This window comes from Arthrobacter sp. RT-1 (assembly GCF_003367205.1).
Lineage (GTDB): Bacteria > Actinomycetota > Actinomycetes > Actinomycetales > Micrococcaceae > Arthrobacter.
The window spans coordinates 151400-161035 of record NZ_QRGQ01000009.1 but is presented as its reverse complement, the minus strand read 5'-3'; the positions used below and the strand labels follow the sequence as shown (position 1 = coordinate 161035).

7 protein-coding genes and 1 pseudogene are annotated in these 9636 nt (G+C 66.5%); 6 read left to right on the top strand and 2 right to left on the bottom strand.

All coding sequences use genetic code 11. From position 1 onward, the window contains the following. Positions 1 to 1170 (bottom strand): annotated as a pseudogene (locus DXK94_RS10180) (pyruvate dehydrogenase (acetyl-transferring), homodimeric type); the annotation flags it as partial. A gap of 307 nt (positions 1171 to 1477) precedes the next feature. Here DXK94_RS10180 and DXK94_RS10175 point away from each other — a divergent pair. From DXK94_RS10175 to DXK94_RS10165, 3 genes are read left to right on the top strand one after another with little or no spacing between them, the layout of a single operon-like run. Further along, positions 1478 to 3046 carry an NCS1 family nucleobase:cation symporter-1 gene (locus tag DXK94_RS10175; protein WP_115524872.1) on the top strand — a complete coding sequence of 523 codons (1569 nt, stop codon included), beginning with the start codon at positions 1478 to 1480 and terminating at the stop codon, positions 3044 to 3046. A 51-nt stretch (positions 3047 to 3097) separates the two neighbouring features. Beyond that, the gene (locus DXK94_RS10170) at positions 3098 to 3841 is read left to right on the top strand and encodes an aspartate/glutamate racemase family protein (RefSeq protein ID WP_115524871.1); all 744 of its coding nucleotides are present in this window, start codon (positions 3098 to 3100) and stop codon (positions 3839 to 3841) included. Between the two features lie 23 nt (positions 3842 to 3864). Beyond that, positions 3865 to 4626: an SDR family oxidoreductase gene (locus DXK94_RS10165; protein ID WP_115524870.1), complete on the top strand. Its 762-nt coding sequence runs from the start codon at positions 3865 to 3867 to the stop codon at positions 4624 to 4626. A gap of 60 nt (positions 4627 to 4686) precedes the next feature. Here DXK94_RS10165 and DXK94_RS10160 read toward each other — a convergent pair whose 3' ends face one another. Further along, positions 4687 to 5064 carry a sterol carrier family protein gene (locus tag DXK94_RS10160; protein WP_115524869.1) on the bottom strand — a complete coding sequence of 126 codons (378 nt, stop codon included), beginning with the start codon at positions 5062 to 5064 and terminating at the stop codon, positions 4687 to 4689. 299 nt (positions 5065 to 5363) lie between these two features. On the opposite strand from DXK94_RS10160, the gene DXK94_RS10155 reads away from it, so the two are divergent. The 3 genes from DXK94_RS10155 to DXK94_RS10145 are packed head-to-tail and all read left to right on the top strand — an operon-like array spanning position 5364 to position 9609. Then, positions 5364 to 6680 (top strand): glycosyltransferase, encoded by a 1317-nt coding sequence (locus DXK94_RS10155; protein WP_115524868.1) that lies wholly within the window; start codon positions 5364 to 5366, stop codon positions 6678 to 6680. Continuing rightward, on the top strand, positions 6677 to 8539 hold the full coding sequence (locus tag DXK94_RS10150) for a right-handed parallel beta-helix repeat-containing protein (protein ID WP_115524867.1): 1863 nt from the start codon (positions 6677 to 6679) through the stop codon (positions 8537 to 8539). The genes DXK94_RS10155 and DXK94_RS10150 overlap by 4 nt, the downstream gene beginning before the upstream one ends. After that, entirely contained in the window at positions 8536 to 9609 is a 1074-nt protein-coding gene (locus DXK94_RS10145) for a right-handed parallel beta-helix repeat-containing protein (RefSeq protein ID WP_258868512.1), read from the top strand. The genes DXK94_RS10150 and DXK94_RS10145 overlap by 4 nt, the downstream gene beginning before the upstream one ends. The last annotated feature ends 27 nt before the right edge of the window (positions 9610 to 9636 follow it).

The window sequence follows — 9636 nt, the reverse complement described above, 5'->3', positions numbered from 1 at the left end:
GGCTGCCTTGTAGGCGGCGTAGACCTTGCGGTAGTCGTGGCCGCCGCGTTTGAGGTTCCAGATCTGGTCATCGGTGAGGTCCGCGACGAGGTCTTTGGTGCGGGGGTCCTTGCCGAAGAAGTGTTCGCGGACGAACCCGCCGGATTCGGCTTTGTAGGTCTGGTAGTCCCCGTCGGGGGTTTCGTTCATGATTTTCACCAGCGACCCGTCGGTGTCGCGGGTGAGCAGGTCATCCCATTCCCGGCCCCAGACGACCTTGATGACGTTCCAGCCGGCGCCGCGGAAGAACGCTTCGAGTTCCTGCATGATCTTGCCGTTGCCGCGCACCGGCCCGTCCAGGCGCTGGAGGTTGCAGTTGATGACGAAGTTCAGGTTGTCCAGGTTCTCGTTCGCGGCGAGCTGGAGCAGGCCGCGGGATTCGGGCTCGTCCATTTCGCCGTCGCCCAGGAACGCCCAAACCTGCTGGTCGGAGGTGTCTTTCAGGCCCCGGTTGTGCAGGTACCGGTTGGACTGGGCCTGGTAGATCGCGTTCATCGGACCGATGCCCATGGACACGGTGGGGAATTCCCAGAACGCGGGCATCAGCCTAGGGTGCGGGTAGGAGGACAGGGCGTGGCCTTCACGGGATTTTTCCTGCCGGAACCCGTCCAGGTCCTCCTCGGAAAGCCGGCCTTCCATGAACGCCCGGGCGTACATGCCCGGGGACGCGTGGCCCTGGAAGAACACCTGGTCCCCGCCGCCGGGGTGGTCCTTGCCGCGGAAGAAGTGGTTGAAGCCCACCTCGTACAGGGTCGCAGCTCCCGCGTAGGTGGAGATGTGCCCGCCGACGCCGATGTTGGGCCGCTGCGCCCGGTGCACCATAACCGCGGCGTTCCACCGCATGTACGCCCGGTAGCGGCGTTCGTATTCCTCGTTGCCCGGGAACGGTGCTTCCTGGTCCACCGGGATGGTGTTCACGTAATCGGTGGTGGTCACCATCGGCACCCCGACACTCTGCGCGCCCGCGCGCTGCAGCAGGCTCCGCATGATGTATTGGGCACGCTCGGTGCCCTGTTCCCTGATCAACGCGTCCAGGGACTCAACCCACTCGGCAGTCTCTTCCGGATCACGATCAGGCAGCTGGTTAGTCAACCCGCTGAGGATATGGGAGGTATCTTCTCCTGCAGCCACGGGAGCCTCATTTCAACGTCGAATGGCTCATGTTTTCGTATTGTGAGAAAACATTCTTGCTATATGAGATTAGCGAGACGATGGCAGGAGGGTCAACATCGACGGCGGGGCCCGCAGCCTCCTGCGCGGCAAGGGCTCCTGCAAACCGATTGTGACTGCAGTCCGTGACAGTCCATCCTTGACCGCGGGTGACGCAGGTCATACTCTTATTTCACTATTCAATATCTCGATTCCGTATTGTGGAATAACAGAAACGGCCACCAGCGCCGGTCTCACCACCGCGGATCCTCCCAGAATTGAGACCCTTATGCAGACCCCTCCACCGGTGGGTGTTGACGCGGCCCCAGACCTGACAGCGTCGTCAGTTGCCGCCGCACACCCCTCCGTTCCAGTTGAAGCCCTGTGCGAATCAGCCAGCACGGCATCCGGCCAGAGCATCAGCCCCACCCTTTATAACGTGGATCTCGCCCCCACCAAGCGCGCCGGCCGCAGCTGGTCCGGCTACAGCATCTTCACCCTCTGGGCCAATGACGTTCACAGCCTCGGCAACTACGCCTTCGCCATCGGGCTGTTCGCGTTGGGCCTCGGCGGATGGCAGATCCTCCTGGCACTCGGCATCGGGGCGGCCCTGCTGTTCGGCCTCCTCAACCTCTCCGGCTTCATGGGCGTCAAGACCGGCGTTCCCTTCCCTGTGATGAGCCGCATCAGCTTCGGGATCAGGGGCGCACAAATCGCCAGCCTGCTGCGCGGCGCCGTGGCCGTGGCCTGGTTCGGCATCCAGACCTACCTCGCGTCCGTCGTCTTCCGCGTGATGCTTGTGGCCATGTTCCCCGCCCTCGCGGAGATGGACAAGGACTCCATCCTGGGGCTGTCCACCCTGGGCTGGATCGCCTTCATCATCCTCTGGGTTGTCCAGCTGGTGATCGTCAGCTTCGGCATGGAAATGATCCGCAAGTACGAAGCATTTGCCGGCCCGGTCATCCTGGCCACGATGGCCGCCATCGCCATCTGGATCTTCATCGAGGCCGGCGGCGCCATTGCTTGGTCCTCCGACAACGCACTTGAGGGCCCGGAAATGTGGCTCACTATCTTCGCCGGCGGCGCCCTCTGGGTTTCCATCTATGGCACCTTCGTCCTGAACTTCTGCGACTTCACCCGCTCCGCCGTCTCCAAGAAAGCCGTGGTCCGTGGCAACTTCTGGGGCATCCCCATCAACATGCTGGTCTTCGGGGCCATCGTTGTGGTGATGGCCGGCGGGCAGTTCAAAATCAACGGCACCATCATCGAGAGCCCCTCGGACATCGTCCAGACCATCCCCAACACCCTCTTCCTTGTGCTGGCCTGCCTGGCACTGCTGATCCTGACCATCGCCGTGAACCTGATGGCCAACTTCGTGGCTCCCGTCTACGCCCTGACCAACCTGTTCCCCAAGCGGCTGAACTTCCGCCGCGCGGCCATCGTCAGCGCCGTCATCGGCCTGGTCATCCTGCCGTGGAACCTCTACAACAACCCGCTGGTCATCGTGTACTTCCTCGGCGGCCTCGGCGCCCTGCTCGGCCCGCTGTTCGGCGTCGTCATGGCCGACTACTGGCTCATCCGCCGCGGCAAAGTCAACGTCCCGGAGCTGTACACCGCCTCGCCGGAGGGCGCCTACTTCTACAAGAACGGCGTCAACCCCCGGGCGATCATCGCCATGGTCCCGGCGGCCGTCCTTGCCCTCCTCATCGCATTCGTGCCCGCCCTGGCATCCGCAGCTCCGTTTGCCTGGTTCTTCGCGGCGGGCATTGCCGCAGTGGTGTACTTCTTCATCGCCGACCGCACCCAGAAGCTGGAAGACCACGACGGCGAGTCCATCGCGATCGCCAGCACCCACTGACGGCCCATCCGCGCCCGCCACGAATGCACCAGCAAACCCCAAAGGACTTCCATGCGCATCCTTGTAGCAAACGTCAACACCACCGCCTCCATGACGGATTCCATCGCCGCCTCAGCCCGCAGTGTTGCGGCCCCCGGCACCGAGATCATCGGGGTGACACCCCGCTTCGGCGCCGACTCCTGCGAGGGGAACTTCGAAAGCTACCTCGCAGCGATAGCCGTCATGGACGCCATCACCTCCTACCCGGAACCGTACGACGCCGTCATCCAGGCCGGCTACGGTGAGCACGGGCGTGAAGGTCTCCAGGAACTCCTGGACGTCCCGGTGGTGGACATCACCGAGGCGGCAGCCAGCACGGCCATGTTCCTGGGCCACAAGTACTCCGTGGTCACCACCCTGGACCGCACCGTCCCCCTGATCGAGGACCGGCTCAAGCTCGCCGGGCTGGATGCACGGTGCGCCTCGGTGCGGGCCAGCGGCATGGCGGTCCTGGAGCTCGAGGAGGAACCGGAGCGGGCCGTGGAGGCTATCATCAACCAGGCGCTCCTGGCGGTCACGCAGGACAAGGCCGAGGTCATCGTGCTCGGCTGCGGAGGCATGGCCGGGCTGGACGAACAGATCCGGCAGCGGGCCGGCGTCCCCGTGGTGGACGGCGTGGCGTCGGCGGTGACCATCGCCGAATCCCTGGTCCGTATGCGCCTCTCCACCTCCAAAGTCCGGACCTACGCTGCGCCGCGGCCCAAGACCGTCATAGGCTGGCCGCGGAACAGCACCGCAGTGCCCGCCCCGCTCTAGCACCACATTCCAGGAGAACAGCTTTGAACAATGCCCAACCCGCCGGACGCGTCGCAGTGGTCACCGGAGCGGGCTCCGGCATCGGGCGGGAAGTGGCACGGCAGATGCTTGCCGGGGGGTACCGCGTTGCGCTGGCCGGACGCCGCGAAGCGCAGCTGCAGGAGACAGCGGACGGCCACCCTGACGCACTGGTGGTGCCGTGCGACGTCACCCGGCCCGACGACGTCGGGCGGCTTTTCGAAGCCGCGTGGCAACAGTGGGGCCGGGTGGACGTGCTCTTCAACAACGCAGGCGTGTTCGGCCCGGCAGCCAGCGTGGACGAGATCAGCGTGGACGACTGGAACGCCACCGTTGCGGTCAACCTCACGGGCTCCATGCTGTGCGCCGCGGCCGCCGTCAGGACCATGAAGGAACAGGAACCCCGGGGCGGGCGGATCATCAACAACGGCTCCATTTCCGCACATTCGCCCCGCCCGCGGACCGTGGCCTACACGGTGACCAAGCACGCGATGACGGGCCTCACCAAAAGCATCGAGCTGGACGGGCGCGGCTTCGGGATCACCTGCGGCCAGATCGATATCGGCAACACGGCCACCGACATCATGGACGCCATCGGCGTCGGCTCCGGGGCCCTGCAGGCTGACGGCAGCCGCCGGGTGGAGCCGATGTTCCCGGTGGCGGATGCGGCCCGCGCGGTGCTGATGATGGCGGACATGCCTGGCACGGCCAGTGTGGGCTCGGTGGTGGTGACCGCCGCGGGCATGCCGTTCGTCGGCCGCGGCTAAAAGCGCAAGCGCAAGCCGGCGGGGCGGCCAGCCGGCGGGCAGTCAGCTACCGGCAGTCAGCTACAGCGGTAGCAGCTCCGAGAGGTCCGCGCGCAGTCCCGAAGCAGCCACCCTGCCGGCCGCGACAGCGTCCGCCCAGCCCAGCTGGCCGGTCACCATCGCCAGCCAGGTGGCGGCGTCGCACTCAATAACGTTCGGCGGGGTGCCGCGGGTGTGGCGTGGCCCCTCCACGCATTGGGTGACGCCGAACGGCGGCACCCGCACCTCCACCGAGTTCCCCGGAGCCCGGGCGGTGACTTCCTCAAGCGAATAGCGCACGGCAGTGGCCAGGACGGCCCGCGGCAGGGGAGTGTCCGACGGCGGTTCGGCAGCTTTCCGCCAGGCGGCCAGCGCCGCTGCACCTTCCTCCACGTCAATACGACGGCGGGCTACAGCCATGTTTCGGGCTTCTTTCCGGTAAATATTCTCAGTATGGCCCCTTTAAAACACGAGTAGGGGCCCGCTGAAAAGACGGGTAGTGGCAAAGGCAATTAGAGTATCGCGCACGCTGGCGGAAGAAGAATTTGCCAAGCATGCTTCTTACAAGGCTCATCGCAGAGTCGGCAGCAGTGAGAAGCCCGGCCCCCTCAGCAGGGGCAACAGGGCCCCGCTACCGGCTCCGGTGGCGGGAAGGACCACGCCGCCGGCCGTGCGCCGGCAGTTCCCTCACTGAAATCCACCCCAGCGAAGGACTGCCCATGACTGCCCTATTCCTTGATGTCGACGACGTCTTCGGGGCCTTCACCGCCCGAAGCCTCAACGAGTTCTACACCGAATTTTCCCCCTACTTCCCACTCGCCGTGGCAGGCGTCATTGTCTGGGGCCTCTGGCTGTACCGGTTCATCCTTTCCCACCGCGCGCGGCCCATCGTGACCGGTTTCCGGACGTCCACCTCGGTAGTGGTCCCGTCCTTCCACGAGGACCCGGACATCCTGATGAGCGCCCTGGAGTCGTGGCGGCAGCAGAAGCCGGACGAGATCATCATCGTCCTGGACGTCGAGGACCTCGACGCCTACCACCGGATCAATGCCCTGGGCGACGACACCATCCGCCCCGTCCTGTTCCACCACATGGGCAAGAGGTCCGCGCTGGGGGTCGGGATGCGGATGGCCCGGCACGAGATCCTGGTGCTCACCGACTCGGACACCTGGTGGCAGCCCGGACTCCTTGCCAACGTCCAGATGCCCTTCGAAGACCCGATGGTGGGAGCCGTCGGCACCCACCAGAACGTGTACCAGCGGGATAGCAGCATCTGGCGCCGCATCGCGGACTGGCTGGTCAACGTCAGGTACCTGGACTACGTGCCGGCCATGGGCCGGGCGGGAGCCGTCCCCTGCATCTCGGGCCGGACCGCCGTCTACCGCCGCAGCGCCGTGATGGACGTGATCGAACACCTGGAAAACGAGTACTTCATGGGCCGCCGCTGCATTTCCGGCGACGACGGCAGGCTCACCTGGCTGGTGCTGGCCTCCGGCTACAAAACGGTCCACCAGTCATCCGCGCGGGCGCTGTCCATGTTCCCTTCCAGCTTCCGGGCCTTCATGAAGCAGCGGGTCCGCTGGAGCCGGAACTCGTACCGCTGCTACCTCACCGCCATTGCCAAGGGCTGGCTGTGGAAGGTTCCGTTCGTCACCAAGGTGACCGTGCTCCAGATCCTCCTGACCCCCGTCACCATGGGGCTCACGCTGGTGTACTTGGTCTTCCACCGCCTTGATCCCACCCCCTTCGGAATCGGGGCCGCGGTCTGCTGGCTGCTGCTGGGCCGGGGCATCCGCGGCGTCTCGCACCTCCGGCGGCACCCCAAGGACTTCCTGCTTCTCCCGGTCCTGGCCGTCACCGTGATCCTGGTGGCGCTGCCCATCAAGATGTACGCCTTCGCCACCATGAACAAGCAGGGCTGGCTCACCCGCCACGCCCACCAGACGGGCGGGGACGGCCAGGACGCCCGTACCCTCAGCACCGGGGACAACCTCAGCACAGGGGACAACTTCTCCACAGGGGAGGTGGCGGCATGAGGGCCGCCCGCCCCATCGCGGCCGCCGTCCTCACCGCCGTGCTGGGGACCGCCGGCTTCCTCTACGCCGGCAGCATCCAGGACGGTTCCGGGGCCGAAGCCCTGGGCCGGAACGAGATCGCAGCCAACGGCAACGTGCAGGGCCGGCTCTACCCAGGGAATCCCGCCAGCGAGGCCAGGCTGGTGGAGCAGGAGGACGAGCGCCTGGTCTACGTGCGCACCATCGCCTCCGCCGCCCGCTGGCGTGTGGAAGGACTGGAGGGCCCCTACCGGATCAGGACCGGATCCAGCTACACGCTGGTCCTGCCCGCGCGGGCCGAGGCCTACACAGTGGCGGACCTGCTGGCCCTGGCCCCCAACGCCTTCCGTCCCCTGGACAGTCAGCAGGACAACGGGAACTACCTGCTGTCCGAGTCCATCGCGGTCCTGGCCGGCGCCACGCTGTCCCTGGCCTCGCCGGACCCTGCCCGGCCGCTGAACCTGAGGCTGGAAAGCGGTGCCCGGTCATTCGTCTCCCTGGTGGCCCTGGGCGGGTCGCTCACGCTGGGCGGCACGGACGCAGCGCGCGTCAGTGTCACCAGCTGGGACAGCACCAAGGGCGGCCCGGACCGGACCACGGTGGACGGCCGCGCCTACATCAGGGTGGTGGGCGGCCACGCCTCCTTCAGCCATTCGGACATCTCCGAGCTGGGTTTCTGGAGCGGCAACACCGGCGGCTTGTCCCTGACCGGAACCGAGGCGGTGGGCACCTTCAGCGATGAACAGCCGACTCCGGGGGAGACGGAGGCGGCAAGCGACGGCGCCCGCCTCCTTCCGGAAGCGGAACTGGCAGCCCTGACGCAGGAATCCGCGCAGGACTACAGCCTGGTCACGGCAGGCATCGAGAACGTCCGCCTGCGCAACAACGCCTTCGGACTCTTCGTCACCAACGCCCGGGACATCGCCGTACGGGACACCAGCATCACGGGAAGCCTGGTGGACGGGCTGGTGCTCCACCGGTTCGTCTCCAACGCCACCATCACGCGGACCGATTCCTCCGGGAACGCAGTGGACGGCTTCAGCGTGGGCCGGTCAACGCAGGGGGTCACGCTGGACAGCATCAAAGCCGTGGCCAACGGGCGCAACGGGGTATCACTGGACGGCCGCCCGCTCGCGGACGGGCCAAACGCCGTCGGGACCGCCGTGAACGCCTATGGCGGAAACACGGTGACCGGGGGCACTGTCGAAGACAACGAGCGCTACGGCATCGAGGTCATCGGCGGCACGTCGCTGGCCCTCAGGGACAACCGCGTCAAGGCCAACGAGGTGGGGATCGTGGCCGCCGACGGCGCCAAGGGCGTCACCATCACCGGCAACACCCTGCTGGACAACGCCCGCCAGTCCATCGCGGTGCGCGGCGGCGGCTCCACGGCCCGGGTCAGCGGCAATTCCATCACCGGCGGTGACACCGGCATCTACGTCAGGGACGCCACGGCGGACGTCAGCGCGAACACCCTGGACCGGATCTCCAACCACGGCATCACCCTGCTGGGCGCAGTCGATAAAACGTCCGTGGCCGGCAACACCGTGGGCGGCAACGGGTCCAGCGCCATCTGGACCGAGGCATCAACCGGTGCCATCCTTGGCGAGAACGACGAGCTCTCCTGGGTCCCCGCCTACACCGTGGAAAGGGTGGTCAAGTCCGTGTTCCAGCCCCTGACGTTTATCTGGTTCGTGCTCGCCGCGCTGCTGCTCATCACCGCCGTCGCGGGGGGAAGGAACGCCCAGGGCGTCATCCGCAGCCCCTACGCCGACCACGTCCCGCTCACCTCCCTGGGCAGGGGAGTGGTGGCATACGACGACGAGAGGCAGCTGCGGTGACCGGCCGCCGGATCCGGCTGGGCGCCTGGGCCGTGCTCGCCGTCGTGATCGTTGCAGTACTGATGGGAGTTTTTGTCATGATGGGCTTCCAGGAGGAGACGCCCCAAGGGGGCACCCTGCCATCATCAAGGCCGGCCGCAACGGAACCCGGAGCTGCGCCACCTCCTGGCCCGGGGGCGGCACCAGCGGAGTGCCCGGCCGGCACCGCCGTCTCGACGGCGGCCGAACTGACCGCAGCGCTGGCAGCAGCCGGTCCGGGTGCCGTGATCCGGCTCGCGGACGGCGTCTACGTCGGCAACTTCCGGGCAACCGGGGCCGGGACGGCAAGCCAGCCGATCACGCTCTGCGGCGGCCCGGGAGCGGTCCTGGACGGCGGCAGCACCGAGGACGGCTACGTGCTCCACCTGGACCAGACGTCCTACTGGACCGTGCAGGGCTTCACCGTCCGGAACGGGCAAAAAGGGATCATGGCTGACGAAACCACGTTCTCCCTGTTCCAGGGCCTGACCGTCGAGAACACCGGCGACGAAGCCATCCACCTGCGCAGGTTCAGCTCGGACAACAAGGTCACCGGCAACACCATCCGCGGCGCCGGCCTCCGGAAACCCAAGTTCGGCGAGGGCATCTACATCGGAACGGCGGAGAGCAACTGGTGCGACGTCAGCGCCTGCGAACCGGACAAAAGCGACCGCAACGAAATCCGCGGCAACACCGTCTCGGACACCACCGCGGAAAGCATCGACATCAAGGAAGGAACCTCGGACGGGCTCCTGCTGGAGAACATCTTCGACGGCTCGGGCATCACCGAGGCCGACTCGTGGGTGGACGTCAAGGGCAGGGGCTGGCGGATCGAAGGAAACACCGGCAGGAACTCACCCCAGGACGGGTTCCAGACGCACGAGATTATTGATGGCTGGGGCACCGAGAACGTCTTCCGCCGGAACGTCGCGGAAGTCAACGGGCCCGGACTCGGCTACTCACTGAAACCCGCGCGCGACAACGTGGTCGACTGCAGCAACACAGCCTCGCAGGCGGAACAGGGCCTCTCCAACATCCCCTGTACCAGCTAGAGGACAACGCCGGCCATCCGGCGGACT